This window comes from Lunatimonas lonarensis (assembly GCF_000390185.1).
GTDB classification, from domain to species: Bacteria; Bacteroidota; Bacteroidia; order Cytophagales; family Cyclobacteriaceae; genus Lunatimonas; species Lunatimonas lonarensis.
Genome location: NZ_AQHR01000085.1, coordinates 138,951 through 155,106, shown reverse-complemented (window position 1 = coordinate 155,106; position 16,156 = coordinate 138,951). Strand labels below are relative to the sequence as shown.

Sequence of the window (16,156 nt, the reverse complement as noted above, 5' to 3'; positions counted from 1 at the left end):
TTGCCGACCAATTTGGTCGATCACAGTTTAATTATATAGACATCATAAATTTGTATGAGTTATTCTAGCGAGTCGGGTGAAATCACCATTGGCATGGTGGGCTTGGGCCTAATGGGTAGCAGCATTACTGCCTGTATGTTGATAGCAGGTCACTCAGTGATCGGTTTGGAGCCAGTCCTGGAAAACCTGCCGGCTAGTGAAGGTCGCATCAGAACCTATCTGGAGATTGCCTGGGAGAAGGGATTGGTGCCAAAAAAGGCAGAGGAATACATGGCCAATCTGGTTCTTACCGATTGTTATGAAAAACTGCGCCCAGCCAGCATTGTTATTGAATCGGTGAAGGAGGACTTGGAAATTAAGAGAGCTGTCTTCGCCAAAATCGACCAAGCGGTGGAGCGTGACGCTATTATTTCCTCCAATACCTCCGCAATTCCTATTTCAGATCTACAGGAATTTGTTTCCAATCCGGCTCGGTTTTTCGGTCTGCACTGGATGCAGCCGGCTCATACAACCCGGTTTCTAGAGATCATTTGTGGCCAGAAGAGTGATCATTCTCTTGCAGATTATCTATATAAACTGGCGGAAAAATGGGATAAAGAGCCGGTTTTGGTAAAAAAGGACATACGTGGTTTTATAGGAAACCGACTTATGTATGCGATGTATAGGGAAGCTTTACATCTGGTCGAGGGGGGATATGCCACCATTGAGGATGTGGATCGAGCGTGTAGAAATGTCGCAGGGTATTTCATTCCCATGGTTGGCGTGTTTCGTTGGATGGATATGACTGGTATCGGAGCCTATCATACCGTAATGAAGGAACTGTTCCCTACACTAAGCAACGCCCATGGTCCCAATTCGCTTATCAACAACATAGTCGAGAATGGTGGAAACGGTATTTTCAATGGCAGAGGATTCTACTCCTACACCGAGGAAGAGAGGGCATTGTGGGAGGAAACCTACAGTAGATTCACCTACGAAATCCGGGAACTTGCCCTAAAATATCCCCATGATGTGGTAAGTAGGAAGCTGGGAAGTCCTTCGCCTTCCGATGTCGACGAGTTGGATACGCCTACCTAATCGCCAAGGGCCATTGATGGAGCGCCTCCTTCTTGTCAAGTTTGGTTTTAAGTGTCTTATGGGCGAATAAGAAAGAACATTGGATCAATGGAAGCGGGACTAAGAATATGTTGTGCGAATAAAAGCAGTAGCCACGGCCAGATCCATGAGTAAGCTACCGCTCTTTTTTAACGCACTGTCCTTTTCCTTTTTGGTTGTGATTGGGGTTATGGGTTATCTCATTCCCCGAGAGAATGCTTTTTGGCTCCTCACTGCATTCGCGATTTCTTTCGGCCTTTTTTGGATCCTTTTCCGGTTGGCAAGTAGTGGCTCTTATCCACTCTGGTATTTTTTCGCGATAGCTTTTCTGGCCAGATTGGTTTTGCTATTCGCTTGGCCTTCTCTTTCCGAAGATTTTGCAAGGTTTCTTTGGGATGGCTTTTTGGTGTTAAAGGGAGTCAGTCCGTATAAATACACCCCTTCGGAGGTGATGGCACACGGGACATTGGGTGCGGATAAATTTCTTGTAGATTTATTTCCTCGCTTAAATTCCCCCGATTATTTCAGTGTTTATCCGCCTCTAAATCAAGTGGTTTTTTCACTTGCTGTTTTTACAGGTACCTATGATTTATTCTATTCTTTGGTTTCTTTAAGGATACTACTATTGGTCGCTGAGATAGCGACTTTGCTACTTATTTGGAAATTACTACTAGTCAATGGTTTGCCTCCCGTAAACTCACTCTTATATGCGCTCAATCCGTTGGTTATTATTGAAGTATCAGGGAATCTCCATTTTGAAGGCATGATGCTTTTATGCATTCTGGGCGTTTTAGCCTGTGTAAACAAAAACGCTTTCTTGGGAGGGGCTTGGTTTGCTGCTGCCGTATCGGTTAAACTAACCCCACTGATTCTTTTGCCGAATTTTTTGATTCGTAATTATTATCGACATGAGCAGGTTTTCGCCTTCACTGTAGCCTTTGTAGTGATTTTATTTGTTTGCAACTTGGCAGTTTTTCCTTATCTGGAAAATTTCTTGGCTAGCGTTCATTTGTATTATGGGAAATTTGAATTCAATGCGTCCCTTTATTATATCGTGCGGAATGTTTCTATGATTTGGATGGACTATAATCCTATACAATACATCGCACCATTCCTTTCGATGATAGCCGCTGCGGTTATCCTATTTTTTTCTTTTAGGTTTCATAATCGATTGGATATCTTTTATTTATCGGTTTTCATTTACATAGTGTATTTGACGTTCCAAGCCGTAGTACATCCTTGGTACATACTCGTTCCGCTTGGTCTGAGTGTTTTTACAAAAATCCGTGCGATGCAGGTTTGGTCCTTCATGATTTCACTGTCATACCTTAACTATCGTAGCACGCCGGTGTCGGAATCTTCATGGATTCTTATCCTTCAGTATTTGATTGTTTTTACCTTTCTGGCTAGGGATTGGCAAAATTTGAATCGAGCGCAAACAATACAATAGGGTGTGGGTTATGTATCTGATTTACATAAAAGAGCAACCATATGAAAATTAATGAAACGTTGAAGGTTATAACGGGAAATGGTTCCAATGGAACCCACCTTAAAGCTAAAGAGCTCTTGATCAAAAATGCGCTGTTCATCCGTGACAAGGGTTGCCTTACCAAAGTGGCGTATCCAGAAATCGTTTATCTAAAGGGCGATGGAAACTACACCACGCTGGTTACCACCAAAAAGACCTACTCCCTTCGAAATATCCTTAAAGAGTTCGAGGAGATCCTTCCGGAAGAGCTTTTCATTCGAATCCATAAATCATTCATCGTCAATTTGGAACTTATTTCCACCATTTCTCCAAAGGAATTGTGTGTTGGCGGCGAAAAGGTACCTGTAGGTCGGACTTACTATCAAACTTTGATCAACGGCATCCAAAAGCTTGGAAGTGGCGAGTAGTGGTCGGAAAGGTGAATTCCTGACGATCTTTATTCACGCCATAGCAAGCTGCTGTCTCCATAACTAAGAAAACGATACCGGTTTTCAAGAGCTTGACGGTAGATCTCCCTCCAGTTCTCTCCCGTGAAGGCAGCGATCAGAAGAATGAGTGTAGATCCGGGCTGGTGGAAATTTGTAACCAGTCCGGACACTACCCTAAATGTATATCCGGGGTAAATGTAGATGGCGGTTTCTCCATCTAATTTCTTTTTATTGTTTTTTTCCATCCACCCAAGCACAAAAGAGAAAACCTCTTTATACGGTGGTAGGTTCGGGTGGTTTCGGTAGGGGTAATCTTGGGGGATTACGAACGTTGTTTCCTTTTCCCGCATTAGCTTTATGCCAAACCAATAAAGGCTCTCAAGAGAGCGGATTGAGGTAGTTCCCACCGCCACTATTTTCCCTTTTGTATGAATTAGTGCGCGTAGGTTGTCAGCGGTAAACACCATTTGTTCCCCATGCATGGCGTGTTCTGTCGCATTTTCTACCGAAATTGGCTGAAACGTACCCGCTCCTACATGTAGGGTTAGGTAATCCATTTCGATCCCTTTGCTTTTAATGGAATCGAGAATCTGTGGTGTAAAGTGCAGACCCGCGGTAGGCGCTGCCACTGCACCCTTCACGGCTGAGTATACCGTCTGGTAGGTCTCCTTGTCCGCATCGGTGGCCTCTCGGTTGAGATAGGGGGGCAACGGCACCTTTCCCGCAGCTTCCACTATCGAGGCGAAAGGAAAAGGACTGTCCCATTCCAGTTGGACCAAACGCTCCTCTCTGCTTCGCAGCGTTGCCGTAAGCTGAACATTTTTTTCCGCTAGTCGGACGGTTTGTACCAGTCTTTCTCCATCTTTCCACCTTTTGAGGTTCCCAATCATCGTTTCCCAGGTAGTGGATGCCGTTTCCTCCATGGCAGTTTGGATGACTGTACTGGGTTCGATGGGTTTTAATAGAAAAATCTCTATCCAAGATCCCGTCTCCCGTTGAAAAAGCAACCTCGCGGGAATCACTTTGGTATTGTTGAATACCATTAATGAATCGGGAGGCAATAAATCGGGAAGGTCTGAAAAGCGGTGGTGTCTTATGGTCTGGTCTTTGTACCACAACAAGTTGGATGCATCCCGTCTTTCGAGCGGATACTTAGCGATGCGGTCTTCTGGAAGTTCGTACCAAAATGAAGATTTTGGCAAATTTGGGCGGTCCGCCATGGTAGTTGTGTTGGGAAACAATGGGAGTTAATCCGTAGTTTTGAGTTGCAAATATACAGGTTTTATTGTTTCAGTTTTGGTTTGTGCTATGAATAGAAAAGTCCGTGTATCCGCAGAGATCGTTCCTCTACCACTCCGCTTCAAGTTTGATGCGGGCACTTCCCGGGGTGTACTTAGGGAGAAACATAACTACCTCCTGAAACTTAGATCCCCCGATTTTCCCGGTGTTTTCGGAATAGGCGAGGCGGGACCTTTGGTTGGGTTGAGTTTGGATGATCGACCGGATTTTTTTGCCTCTATGCAGCATATTGCGAAAACGGTGGAGCAATGTTCTTTCTCGACCGACCGCAAAGCGTTAATGGATGAAATAGCAGCTTTGGTACCTTTAGAACTTCCGAGTGTCCGATTTGCCTTGGAAACAGCCTTTTTGGATTTGGTTAATGGAGGGATTCGACGGATTTTTCCGAATTCTTTTTTCGACGATCAAGCACCTATTCCCATCAATGGATTGGTGTGGATGGGGAAAGCAGACTTTATGGAAAGACAGATCAAGGAAAAGATCGATGCGGGTTTTCGATGCATCAAAATGAAGATCGGAGCCATCGATTTCGATACGGAATGGGAGCTTTTGTACCAAATTAGAAAAAGGTATGGAAAAAATGAGATTACTCTTCGGGTGGATGCAAATGGCGCCTTTACCCCAGCGGATGCACTCGCAAAACTCGAAAGGTTGAAGGAGTTAAATATTCACAGTATAGAGCAGCCGATACAGGCAGGTCAATACGACGAAATGGCAGCTTTGTGCCGGCATTCCCCTGTGCCGATTGCGCTGGACGAAGAACTGATCGGTATACCTCGTGAATCTGAGATGAGGTCTATTCTATCCCATCTGAAGCCCACCTACATCATACTGAAGCCCACGCTTTTGGGCGGATTAGGGGCTACGGCAAAATGGATATCCATTGCCGAAGGCCTCGGGATCGGATGGTGGATGACCTCTGCATTGGAGAGCAATGTGGGGTTGAATGCTATCGCGCAGTTTGCCGCAACCTATAGCCCCGATTTGCCACAAGGCTTGGGGACGGGGCAGTTGTACCACAACAACATAGAATCCCCTCTTACGGTGAGAGATGGGTATCTTTGGTACGATGCCCGTAGACCTTGGGGTGCTATGGAGTAACGAGAGCGAATAATATGACCGTTCTTCCTAGAAGAGATGGTAGATTTAAACGAAATAGCTATATTTATCCGAGTCTGAAATGATCACAGTTTCTGTATGCCGATTTCTATTTGTCGCCCTTTCTTTCTAGTATCCCTAGGTTGGTTCCTTCTATTGGCTGGTTGTAAGGATGGGGGGTCTTATCACACATACGAGGAATTTCCTGAGATTGTGAGCTATAATCTGCATATTAGGCCGATTCTTTCCGAAAATTGCTTTGCCTGTCATGGTCCGGATGCCAATAAGCGCGAAGCGGGGCTTCGGCTTGATGCTCCTGAAGATGCGTTTAGTGCGCTAAAGGAAAGCCCTGGCAAATATGCATGGGTTCCGGGATCTCCAAACTCCTCGGAAGCCTATTTGCGGATGATTCATAAGGATCCGATGGAACTGATGCCGCCACCAGAGTCCAATCTGAAACTCACCGAACGGGAGATACGGCTTATAGAAAAATGGATTCGCCAAGGAGTTCGATACGAGCCACATTGGGCTTTTGTTCCCCCTCATAAATCCACACTGCCAGCTGTTAAAAACCAGTCGTGGCCTAAGCAAGAACTCGATTATTTTGTACTCGAAAAAATAGAAAAAAATCGCCTGAAACCCAATAACGAGGCGGATCCTGCCCAGTTATTGCGTAGAGTAACACTTGATCTGACAGGACTTCCACCTACTGTAGAGGAAATGAGAAATTTCCTGAAAGATCCTAGCTCCGAAAAATACGAACAAGTAGTCGATCGGTTGCTCGCCAGTCAAGCCTACGGAGAGAAAATGGCGGTACATTGGATGGACGTGGCCAGGTACGCAGATTCTCACGGTTACCAAGATGATTATTATCGAACCCAATGGCCTTGGAGGGATTGGGTCATACATGCATTCAATAAAAATCTTTCCTACGAGACCTTTGTCACCTGGCAGCTTGCTGGCGATCTGATTCCGGATGCCACCAAGGAAACCCAGCTCGCCACGGCATTTAACCGAAACCACAAGATTACCGAAGAGTCGGGTGCCATCGACGAAGAGTACAGGGTGGAGTATGTTGTGGATCGCACGAACACGTTGGGCATGGCGTTTTTAGGTATTACCTTGGAGTGTGCGCAGTGCCATGACCATAAATACGATCCCATTTCCCAAAAGGAGTATTTTCAACTTTATGCGTTCTTCAATCAGGTTGCTGAGTGGGGTATAGAGGAGGCATCGCCCGGATTTTCCCGAAAAAGCCCGGCAAAATATCCCATGATGGAGATTACCGACGAGGATATAGCCGGGATTCTTTCGTTCGTCAATCGTCCGGATTCCATCACCATGGCTACGGCGCTAATTGGTGATGTAAAGACAGGAGCCAACCATAAAGCTCTGCTGTCGGAAATCGGTCACCTTCGTGTATCCGTAATGGGTGATCTTGATACCTTGCGACAAACCTATATTTTGGAGCGGGGGGAATATGAAGCGCACGGAGATCCGGTATCGCCAGGTACGCCGGAGGCGTTGTTGTCCTTTGGCGATTACCCCGAAAATCGGCTAGGTCTTGCCAACTGGTTATTTGACAGGGACAATCCACTTACGGCGAGGGTATTTGTGAACCGAATGTGGATGCAGTTTTTTGGAGAGGGGCTGGTCGATACCCCTGGCGACTTTGGCATGCAGGGATCCTTGCCCTCGCATCCGGAGCTGTTGGATTGGCTGGCTGTGTCATTTATGGATACCGGTTGGGATATAAAGGCGTTGGTCAAGTCGATGGTCATGTCTTCCACCTATAGGCAAAGTTCAGTTGTTACCGAGGAAAAACTTCGTAAGGATCCGGAAAATAGACTGCTGTCCAGATTTCCACGTATGCGCCTTCCGGCCGAACACATCAGGGATGTGGTTTTGGCCAGTAGCGGATTATTGGTACCTGAAATAGGTGGGCCTAGTGTTAAGCCTTACCAACCTCCCGGACTGTGGGAACTGGCTACCTCGGGCAGAGGCAATTTGGCCTCTTACCAGCAGGATTCGTTGGATAGGCTGTATCGTCGTGGCCTCTATACCTTTGTTAAACGGACGGTACCTCCTCCATCGATGATCCTATTTGATGCCAGTAACCGAGATGTGTGTGAAATTGAGCGTACAAGGACGAATACGCCGCTTCAGGCATTGGTCATGTTAAACGATCCTACGGTATTGGAGGCATCCAGGGCACTTGCGGCGACCCTGCTAAGAAGGAATCTTGCTGTGGAAGAGGCACTAAATCTCGCATTTTTGAAGATCGTAGGGCGGGAACCTAGTAAAGAAGAACTTGCCGTTTTGGTAGGTTTTCACCAAGAGTTACTTCGAGTGTTGGGAAGCGATCCAGCTGCCGCAGAACAGCTATTGGAAGTGGGGGATTCACCCGTAGCGTCGGATTTACCGGTAATAGATCAGGCTGCCATGATGCAGGTGATTCATACCTTGTATAATATGGAAGAGACCATTACAAAATCTTGATCCGTGAACCAGTCATTTATGGCAAGAGCGATTATCATGAAATATTTAGATCGGCATTGGTTTTCCTTTATTGGTGCAGTGTTGGTGGTAGTCATAGTATCGGCGTGCTATAGGCCGGACGGACGATCGGAACCCATTCCGGATCAGGTAAGCTATAACCTGCACATACGCCCGATCCTTTCGGATAATTGTTTTGCCTGTCATGGCCCGGATGCCAACAAGCGGGAGGCGGGCTTGCGTTTGGATCTTGCCGACGAAGCCTTTGCCGCACTTAGGGATACTCCTGGAAGCCATGCATTTGTGCCCGGGATGCCCAAGGAATCGGAGGCCTACAGAAGGATGGTATCCGATGACCCGATGGAAAGAATGCCTCCGCCGGGATCTAATCTTATACTGAGTGAAAGGGAAATCAAGCTCATCGAAAAGTGGATCCGTCAGGGAGCTAACTATGAGCCTCACTGGGCGTTCATTCCGCCGGTGAAGGCAGCCCTTCCCAAGGTAAAGGAATCGAAGTGGCCTAAGAATGAAATAGACTATTTTATATTGAGAGAACAAGAGGCGCGTTCTCTTTTGCCGAATTTGGAGGCATCAAAGGAAATGATACTTCGCCGCCTTTCTTTTGACCTTACGGGTTTGCCTCCCAGCGTAGAGCTGCAAGATCGGTTTTTGGCTGATCAAAGACCAGATGCCTATGATCAGCTGGTTGACGAGTTATTGGGTGGCAAGCACTATGGGGAACGTATGGCCGTTCATTGGATGGATGTAGCTAGGTACGCGGATTCCCATGGTTATCAGGATGACAACTTTCGAAGCCAATGGCCTTGGCGGGATTGGGTAATACACGCGTTTAACAAAAACATGAGGTACGACGAGTTTCTGACCTGGCAATTGGCCGGTGATCTGCTTCCCGATGCTACAAAGGAGCAGGTTTTGGCAACAGGCTTTAACCGTAACCACAAGATTACGGAGGAAGGGGGGGTAATCGATGAGGAGTACCGGGTGGAGTATGTGGTTGACCGTACCAATACCTTCGGCAAAGCGATGATAGGTCTCACCTTGGAATGCGCTCAATGCCACGATCATAAGTATGATCCGCTTTCTCAAAAAGAGTATTTCCAGTTGTATGCTTTTTTCAATAATATCCGAGAAGTAGGCCACGAATCAAATATCGGTGGCCCTAATACCTATGCCAAGCATCCCAAGATGGAAATCACAGACGAGGATATAGAAGGAATATTGTCTTTTGTAAATAAGAAGGACACCCTAGGGCTCATTGTCTCAGTGATGGGTGAGCGGGACAGCGTTCGGGCCACACATATCTTGGAGCGAGGGGTATACGATGCGCCCGGAGAACCGGTCGAACCAGGTGTGCCTACGGCTATCATGGGATTTCCGGAGCATCTGCCCAAAAACAGGCTAGGATTGGCCAAATGGCTAACGGACAATCAACATCCGCTCACAGCCCGGGTGTTCGTGAACAGAATTTGGGCAGAGATTTTTGGTGTTGGGTTGGTGGAGACGGTTGGTGACTTTGGCATGCAGGGTAAACTGCCTACGCATCCGGAACTGCTGGACTGGCTGGCCCGTGATTTTATGGAGAATGGTTGGGATATTAAACGTCTGCTGAAGCAGCTGGTGACCTCTGCTACCTATAGGCAGTCTTCGGAGTTAACTGAAAAACGACTTCTTGCTGATCCGGGCAATTCCTGGTATACCAGAGCCCCAAGGGAGCGGTTAAAGGCTGAGTTTGTCAAGGACTTGGTGATGGCAAGCAGTGGCCTGCTCCACTCCGAAATTGGCGGCCCAAGTGTAAAGCCCTACCAACCTAAAGGATTGTGGGAAGCTGCTGCCTCTACGGGAGCCAAATTTGGATTGTTGGGGACGTATGTACAGGATTCGGGGGAGAAATTATATCGGAGAGGGTTGTATACCTTTATTAAGCGTACCTTACCTCCACCAAGTATGATTATTTTTGATGCGAGCAACCGGGACGTGTGCGAACCCCTACGTACCACCACCAATACACCACTACAGGCTTTGGTTATGATGAATGACCCGATGGTACTAGAAGGTGCGCGCGTCCTGGCCACCACATTAATAACGGAATCAGGTCAATTTGGTGATACGTTCGAAGCAGCCTTTCGACGTATCATCAACCGAAGGCCATCCGAACAGGAACTCCACGTGTTAAGGGCTTATTTTGAGGATCAATCAGCCTACTGGAAAGACCATACCGTGGATGCCGAGAAACTAATCAATGTGGGTGAATATCCCTTACATTCCTCGATCGATCCGGTCAAGCTAGCTGCGATGATGCAGGTAGTTAGCCTGATCTACAATATGGAAGAAGCTATCACAAAGTCATGACAAAAGAAAAAGAAATCATTGAGCACGGGCTTAACACCAATCGAAGGCATTTTCTTTCCAAGCTTAGTCTTGGATTAGGTTCAGTTGCGTTGGGTTCCCTATTAATTCCGGATCTTTTTAGCGGCAGATCTGGGAGTAGATTCCAGGATTTCCAAGCAGGGATTCCTCATTTTGCTCCCAAGGCCAAGCGGGTCATCTACCTTTTTCAAAACGGTGCACCCTCCCAATTGGAAAGCTTTGACTTTAAGCCAAAACTCAGGGAAATGTGGGGGGAGGAGCTGCCGGATTCAATACGGCAAGGGCAGCGCTTGACCGGAATGACTTCCAGCCAAAGTTCCTTTCCGTTGGTGGGTTCGCTATACGACTTCCAGCAGTATGGACAGGCAAGGGCTTGGGTCAGTGAGCTGTTCCCGTATACCGCAAAGATTGTTGATGATCTCTGTATCGTGAAATCCATGCATACCGAGGCGATCAACCACGATCCAGCATTGACATTTTTTCAAACCGGTGCCCAGCAGGGAAACCGACCCAGTATGGGGGCATGGCTGAGCTATGGGTTGGGTAGTGAAAACAGTAATTTGCCTGCATTTACCGTGTTATTGTCTAAGGGAACCGGTAACGGCCAGGGTGTTTATTCCAAATTGTGGAGTAACGGATTCTTGGAGTCTGTCCACCAAGGAGTGCAGTTTAGCAGTGGTGAAGATCCTGTACTGTATCTTAGCAATCAAGAGGGGATGAGCAAAGAACTTCGTCGAAAGATGCTGGATCGCCTGTCTGAGTTGAATCATTTGTCGTTCGAACGGTTGGGCGATCCGGAGATACATTCGAAAATCGCCCAGTACGAAATGGCTTATCGGATGCAAACAGCGGTACCCGAAGCCACCGATCTGTCAAAAGAACCGGATATGATTTTTGATCTGTATGGCGAGGACAGCCGTAAGCCTGGAACATACGCGGCCAATTGCCTGCTGGCCAGAAAACTTTCTGAAAACGGCGTGAGGTTTGTGCAGCTGTATCACCAGGGTTGGGATCAGCATGGAAACCTTCCCAAGGAAATGAAAGCCCAGGCGAAGGATACAGATCAGGCGACTGCGGCACTGGTAACAGACCTAAAGCAACGCGGCTTATTGGACGAGACGTTGGTTATTTGGGGCGGTGAGTTTGGTAGAACAAATTATTCCCAAGGTAAACTGACGAAAGAAAATTATGGTAGAGACCACCATCCTCGGTGTTTTACGATTTGGATGGCCGGCGGTGGTGTGAAACCAGGCGTCGTTTATGGAGAAACCGATGATTTTGGCTATAACATCATAAAGGATCCCGTTCATGTACACGATTTTCAGGCCACTGTGCTTCACCAGTTGGGTTTAGACCATGAGAAATTGGTATATAAGCACTTGGGACGTAGATTTCGGCTGACGGATGTCGCGGGGAAGGTAGTAAGTGACTTGTTAGTCTAGTCTATTTTGCACTAACTTTCCCGCTTATTAAAGTGCATACCAAGTGAATACAAAAAACCGGGGCGGGGTTAATCGTAACCCCGGATTTTTTGTGATAACGATTAAATGCTGGAATAAACGCGTGGGTCGGTTTAGCGGTCGTTTTCCAACACTTCGCTTTTTACTTCCACCAACAACCGCTCCATTTCCATTGCGTCCAAGTTGCCGTCTTTCGCAAAAAACGATGCCAGCTTCACAAAGGAGCCACCAAAATATCCGGAAAGCAGATTTTCTATGGAAAACCTTCTATATTCATCCTTTGAGACCAAGGGGTAATATTCGTGGGACTTTCCGTAGGCGACGTGACTTACGAACCCTTTCTTCTCCAATATCCGGATGATCGTAGAAACGGTATTGTAAGCAGGCTTGGGATTATCCATTTTAGCAAGTAAATCCTTGACGAAACCTTTTTCTACGGACCAAAGGACTTGCATAACCTGTTCTTCTGCTCTTGTAAGCTCTTTCATCTTGTTTGTGGTTAAGGTGCATTTCAATGGTTATTTGGGAAGGGAACTGTGCGGTAGTATCTGGTACTTGGGCCAAAACCCTAAACGTCTAAGCGTGGTGGCGACAACAAACACTAAGCACTCGGATTTGTAGTTCAAAAATAAACTAAAAATGACAATATCTACGATAAAAGGTATAAAACTGAAAAAAAATTAAACCATCAATTCATAAAAATAAATAAACCACCGGATTAGGTGGTTTATTTTTGAACTTGATATTTTAGGAAGTCTTTAATTTTATGACACCAGATGCATGTAGCAGCCTTACAATCGGATAGGTGGGATCAAATTCGTACCACTTGACCGCAAAGTTTGGCCTTTTTGGAAGTTTGTGGTGATTGTTTTGAAAGAGCTCTCCCAGCATAAGGAAATCCAAAAACAACGAGTTTTTCGATTTATCATTGTTGTCAAAATTGGCATACCCATACTTGTGGCCGCTCCAGTTGACGATCGCGCCATGAACCGGCCCCATCATAAAGTGGAGTGGCAATAAGAAGTACATCCACCAGTGAGTGCCCGCGAGTTCAAACACGCTGATGCTTAATACGTAGATGAGAATATAGACCACGGCCCAACCTACCCGCACTACCATGGTATCGGCAAAAAGGTCAAATTTGTTCCAATCCGGTACATCTTTGGAGAACCGCTCCTCAGGTTTTACCCGAAAGGTAAAGTGGTCGTTGTATATTTTTTTGGTCTTCCACATCATCGTAAACAGGTTTTCGGTATGATGAGGGCTGTGTGGGTCCTTAGGTGTATCGCTGTAGGCATGATGCATCCGGTGCAGGATAGCATAGGCCCTAGGAGAGAGGTACGAGCTACCCTGGCAAATCCAGGTAAAGATGTAGAAGAACTTTTCCCAATATTTGTTCATTACAAACATCTGATGAGCTGCATACCGGTGAAGGAAAAAACTTTGACAAAACAGGGAGAAGTACCAGTGAAGGAGAAATAATACGACTAGAATCACTTGAATGGGATAATTTTGAACACTATAAGACTTTGTAAAGGTACGCCCTTCGAGCTTTTATTCTGAAAAATACGCTTATTTTTTTCCAAGAAAATGATAAATCTCATATTTTTAAGGATGAATTGCCTACCTTAAGAAACGGAAAAAAGTCAACGAATTTACAGTCAAATGTATGAGTAAACCGAAAGAAGTATTGGGAATCCTTTTTCAATTGGTAGTTGCCGGATTGGCAGTGTTGTTCACTGCCTATATATTGCCGGGCATTGACGTGGACGATTATTTAACGGGAATCGTGATAGCCGCACTCCTTGCGTTGCTAAACCTTACTATCAAGCCAATCTTGATTTTCCTGACAATCCCTATCACGCTTGTGACCCTTGGACTCTTTTTGTTGGTGATCAATGCAGTGCTTGTGTTGATCGCCGCATCGATCGTAAGCGGTTTTACCGTAGATGGATTTTGGTGGGCCTTGTTGTTCAGCCTTATCCTGTCCCTGGTCAATTCCATCCTGGGAATTTCCCTGGGCGAAGGTAAATTTATTCGGTAGGAACCATTTTTACCAAGGCCTCTCCCCGGGTCACCCTTTGGCGGGAAAATATTTGTTCCTTATTCCCAAAAAGTATTCTTCGATATAGTAAGTCATCAACATGCCCGCGACTACAGCTGCTGAGGCGGCAATCAAAAAGTCGATGTAGTGGTTATAGGGAATGTTTAGCTTTCCAAAGATCTTGTACGAATTAAAGTTGATGATGATATGTATGATGTAAATAGAGTACGAACAATACCCTATTTTACTCACTATATTCACGGTATGGCGTCCAACAAGTCTGTCCAGTGTTGGGTTTATTTGTGCATCAAGTATGAAAAACAGCAGTAAAAAGCCAAAGGAGACATAAAGCATGGCAAACCCGATTGTCTTTACAAACAGAGACGAAATGGGGTCAAGGAAAGGGGTCCATACTAGAAACAAAAAGGACACGAACAGAAGTTTTACCTTGTTTTTTTCGAAAAATCCCTTTATCGTCTGTCTTTTGAATTGCAAGAGGTAGGAAATGTAGACACCTACAAGGAGTGAATCAATCCTCAAATGAGTCATGGTTGTGTTTCTGATAGGTTGTTCAGGGAACAATAGGTTGCTCGCTACTCGTAAGATAAAGCAGGTTATTAGCGTGGCGACCAGCAGGTTTTCGGGCTTCAGAAATCTCGAAAGCTTATTTACATAAAATTTAGGTTTTTTTGTTTTGATATAAATAACTAGCCAGAAAAAAAAGGATATTCCAATATAAAAATGTTCCTCTACTGCCAAAGACCACGTAGCAGCATTTGAGTATCCCCAGCCGACTAGGTAGTTCTGTAGGAAAAAGACATCGGCCAAAAACCCGGTTAACCAGAATTCTTCTGCCAATACAATGGGTGCTATGTATACCGGGAAAGACAGGTAATAAATTGGGTAAATCTTAAACCCTCGCCGAATTAGGAATCGTTTTGCGTTTATGGTCCCGTATTTTTTATACTCCTTAAAAAGCAATCCAGACACTAAAAATCCACTTAGGGTAAAAAATAAATCTACGCCTATCCATCCCATATTCATCAGAGGCTGGAAAAGGTATTTGTGGCGAAACAAAACGAGGATTATGGCTACTCCTCTTAGAAAATCAAGCTCTCTTAACCGGGTGGTGGGGGTAGTTATCATGTTGTTTTCTTTGTTGGCCCTGCATCACCAACGTTTTTTCTTTGCTTTCTAAAAAGTCGTTTAAGTAATCTGCTCATTGTTTGAAAAACAACGGAAACGATTTCGAAATGGACATGCGAATTCATTACTAATGTGCGTAAAAATAACATAATCCGACAGGAAATTCGAGTTACCAAATGCGTTTTTTTGATTAGATTCAATTATTTTTTGATAGTTTATTGGTTCGTTGCATTTCTTTCTTCATGCCTGGAACACCGATCCGGCCAAGCAACGAAAGTTGGACGGGGGTGTTTCCAACAACAACGGTCGATCAAATGCGTCTGGGATAGGTTGATTTTTGGCCATTTAATGACTTTTATCATCTTTTCAGGGGATGATATGTCAGGCTTAAAAAATAAAAATTGGCGATATTCGCTACATGGTTTTCCCAGTCCCTAAAATGCTTGTCTATGAAAAATAGTCTGTTTTTTACAGAGGTCGGCGAATTGGCCCGGTTTACGGCGCGGTTTTTCCGGGAACTCTTCAAACCGAAGCAGGAGTACATTGAGTTTATAAACCAGTGTTTTTGGATTGGTTATAAATCCCTTACCCTGGTTGGTATTACTGCCTTTATTATGGGGTTGGTATTGACCATTCAGTCCAGGCCTACCCTGGTTGAATTTGGTGCCGAAGCGATGTTGCCGGCAATGGTCTCTGTTTCGTTGATCCGTGAAATTGCTCCGGTGATCACTGCCCTGATCTGTGCCGGGAAAATCGGTTCGGGAATCGGTGCGGAACTGGGGTCTATGCGGGTAACCGAACAAATTGATGCCATGGAGGTATCCGGTACCAATCCCTTCAAATACCTGGTAGTGACCCGGGTGATGGCCGCTACCTTGATGGTTCCGGTTTTGTCCAGCGTAGCAAATGCCATTTCGTTGTATGGAGGATACTTAGGTGTGAATATTCGGGGTGATGTTAGTTGGAACCTGTATTGGTTTCAGGTATTCAAGGCGCTTTCCTTTGGTGATGTATTGCCCTCCTTGGTGAAGACTTTTTTCTTTGGTTTTGTGATTGGTTTAGTTGGCTGTTATAAGGGCTATCACTCCCAGCGGGGAACGGAGGGGGTGGGCAGGTCTGCCACCACCGCTGTAATTGTCGCATCCCTTCTGGTTTTTATTGTGGACTTGATTGCCGTTCAAATCACCGATTTGCTAGGGTTAACCTGAAAGGC

The 16,156-nt window shown here is 45.7% G+C and carries 13 protein-coding genes; 9 read left to right on the top strand and 4 right to left on the bottom strand.

The window, feature by feature from the left end:
• The first annotated feature begins 54 nt into the window (after positions 1–54).
• The 3 genes from ADIS_RS13390 to ADIS_RS13380 all read left to right on the top strand — a co-directional run bounded on the left by ADIS_RS13390 (position 55) and on the right by ADIS_RS13380 (position 2,991).
• A complete protein-coding gene (locus tag ADIS_RS13390; RefSeq protein ID WP_155907446.1) occupies positions 55–1,077 on the top strand; it encodes a 3-hydroxyacyl-CoA dehydrogenase family protein in 1,023 nt (340 codons plus the stop codon).
• A 469-nt stretch (positions 1,078–1,546) separates the two neighbouring features.
• Positions 1,547–2,545: a glycosyltransferase 87 family protein gene (locus tag ADIS_RS13385; RefSeq protein ID WP_162141572.1), complete on the top strand. Its 999-nt coding sequence runs from the start codon at positions 1,547–1,549 to the stop codon at positions 2,543–2,545.
• A 41-nt stretch (positions 2,546–2,586) separates the two neighbouring features.
• Positions 2,587–2,991: a LytR/AlgR family response regulator transcription factor gene (locus tag ADIS_RS13380; RefSeq protein ID WP_010855085.1), complete on the top strand. Its 405-nt coding sequence runs from the start codon at positions 2,587–2,589 to the stop codon at positions 2,989–2,991.
• A 29-nt stretch (positions 2,992–3,020) separates the two neighbouring features.
• On the opposite strand, the gene ADIS_RS13375 is transcribed toward ADIS_RS13380, so the two are convergent.
• Complete coding sequence (locus tag ADIS_RS13375; RefSeq protein ID WP_010855084.1) at positions 3,021–4,232, bottom strand: S-adenosylmethionine:tRNA ribosyltransferase-isomerase; 1,212 nt, start codon at positions 4,230–4,232, stop codon at positions 3,021–3,023.
• An 88-nt stretch (positions 4,233–4,320) separates the two neighbouring features.
• On the opposite strand from ADIS_RS13375, the gene ADIS_RS13370 reads away from it, so the two are divergent.
• The 4 genes from ADIS_RS13370 to ADIS_RS13355 all read left to right on the top strand — a co-directional run bounded on the left by ADIS_RS13370 (position 4,321) and on the right by ADIS_RS13355 (position 11,735).
• Complete coding sequence (locus tag ADIS_RS13370) at positions 4,321–5,412, top strand: o-succinylbenzoate synthase (RefSeq protein WP_010855083.1); 1,092 nt, start codon at positions 4,321–4,323, stop codon at positions 5,410–5,412.
• Positions 5,413–5,508: 96 nt separating this feature from the next.
• The gene (locus ADIS_RS13365; RefSeq protein ID WP_035805969.1) at positions 5,509–7,908 is read left to right on the top strand and encodes a PSD1 and planctomycete cytochrome C domain-containing protein; all 2,400 of its coding nucleotides are present in this window, start codon (positions 5,509–5,511) and stop codon (positions 7,906–7,908) included.
• 36 nt (positions 7,909–7,944) lie between these two features.
• A complete protein-coding gene (locus tag ADIS_RS13360) occupies positions 7,945–10,275 on the top strand; it encodes a PSD1 and planctomycete cytochrome C domain-containing protein (RefSeq protein WP_155907485.1) in 2,331 nt (776 codons plus the stop codon).
• Positions 10,272–11,735, top strand: a complete 1,464-nt coding sequence (locus ADIS_RS13355) for a DUF1501 domain-containing protein (protein ID WP_010855080.1) — start codon at positions 10,272–10,274, stop codon at positions 11,733–11,735. Before ADIS_RS13360 ends, ADIS_RS13355 begins: the two co-directional genes overlap by 4 nt.
• A gap of 131 nt (positions 11,736–11,866) precedes the next feature.
• Here the strand turns inward: ADIS_RS13355 and ADIS_RS13350 are convergent, their stop codons facing one another.
• Together ADIS_RS13350 and ADIS_RS13345 are read right to left on the bottom strand one after the other, a co-directional pair.
• Positions 11,867–12,241, bottom strand: coding sequence for a BlaI/MecI/CopY family transcriptional regulator (locus tag ADIS_RS13350; RefSeq protein WP_010855079.1), 375 nt, complete (start codon positions 12,239–12,241; stop codon positions 11,867–11,869).
• A 259-nt stretch (positions 12,242–12,500) separates the two neighbouring features.
• Positions 12,501–13,250: an acyl-CoA desaturase gene (locus tag ADIS_RS13345; protein ID WP_035805966.1), complete on the bottom strand. Its 750-nt coding sequence runs from the start codon at positions 13,248–13,250 to the stop codon at positions 12,501–12,503.
• A gap of 172 nt (positions 13,251–13,422) precedes the next feature.
• On the opposite strand from ADIS_RS13345, the gene ADIS_RS13340 reads away from it, so the two are divergent.
• Complete coding sequence (locus tag ADIS_RS13340) at positions 13,423–13,797, top strand: phage holin family protein (protein ID WP_010855076.1); 375 nt, start codon at positions 13,423–13,425, stop codon at positions 13,795–13,797.
• A 30-nt stretch (positions 13,798–13,827) separates the two neighbouring features.
• Here ADIS_RS13340 and ADIS_RS22370 read toward each other — a convergent pair whose 3' ends face one another.
• Positions 13,828–14,943: an acyltransferase family protein gene (locus ADIS_RS22370; protein ID WP_010855075.1), complete on the bottom strand. Its 1,116-nt coding sequence runs from the start codon at positions 14,941–14,943 to the stop codon at positions 13,828–13,830.
• 449 nt (positions 14,944–15,392) lie between these two features.
• Here ADIS_RS22370 and ADIS_RS13330 point away from each other — a divergent pair, with 449 nt between their 5' ends.
• Entirely contained in the window at positions 15,393–16,151 is a 759-nt protein-coding gene (locus tag ADIS_RS13330) for an MlaE family ABC transporter permease (protein ID WP_010855074.1), read from the top strand.
• Positions 16,152–16,156 lie beyond the last annotated feature (5 nt).

What these genes read in the sequence shown, in the direction of transcription:
- ADIS_RS13375 (WP_010855084.1), bottom strand. Translation starts at nt 4,232, where the DNA reads ATGGCGGACCGCCCAAATTTGCCAAAATCTTCATTTTGGTACGAACTT.
- ADIS_RS13340 (WP_010855076.1), top strand. Translation starts at nt 13,423, where the DNA reads ATGAGTAAACCGAAAGAAGTATTGGGAATCCTTTTTCAATTGGTAGTT.
- ADIS_RS13330 (WP_010855074.1), top strand. Translation starts at nt 15,393, where the DNA reads ATGAAAAATAGTCTGTTTTTTACAGAGGTCGGCGAATTGGCCCGGTTT.
- ADIS_RS13385 (WP_162141572.1), top strand. Translation starts at nt 1,547, where the DNA reads ATGGCACACGGGACATTGGGTGCGGATAAATTTCTTGTAGATTTATTT.
- ADIS_RS13380 (WP_010855085.1), top strand. Translation starts at nt 2,587, where the DNA reads ATGAAAATTAATGAAACGTTGAAGGTTATAACGGGAAATGGTTCCAAT.
- ADIS_RS13390 (WP_155907446.1), top strand. Translation starts at nt 55, where the DNA reads ATGAGTTATTCTAGCGAGTCGGGTGAAATCACCATTGGCATGGTGGGC.
- ADIS_RS13370 (WP_010855083.1), top strand. Translation starts at nt 4,321, where the DNA reads ATGAATAGAAAAGTCCGTGTATCCGCAGAGATCGTTCCTCTACCACTC.
- ADIS_RS22370 (WP_010855075.1), bottom strand. Translation starts at nt 14,943, where the DNA reads ATGATAACTACCCCCACCACCCGGTTAAGAGAGCTTGATTTTCTAAGA.
- ADIS_RS13350 (WP_010855079.1), bottom strand. Translation starts at nt 12,241, where the DNA reads ATGAAAGAGCTTACAAGAGCAGAAGAACAGGTTATGCAAGTCCTTTGG.
- ADIS_RS13355 (WP_010855080.1), top strand. Translation starts at nt 10,272, where the DNA reads ATGACAAAAGAAAAAGAAATCATTGAGCACGGGCTTAACACCAATCGA.
- ADIS_RS13360 (WP_155907485.1), top strand. Translation starts at nt 7,945, where the DNA reads ATGAAATATTTAGATCGGCATTGGTTTTCCTTTATTGGTGCAGTGTTG.
- ADIS_RS13365 (WP_035805969.1), top strand. Translation starts at nt 5,509, where the DNA reads ATGCCGATTTCTATTTGTCGCCCTTTCTTTCTAGTATCCCTAGGTTGG.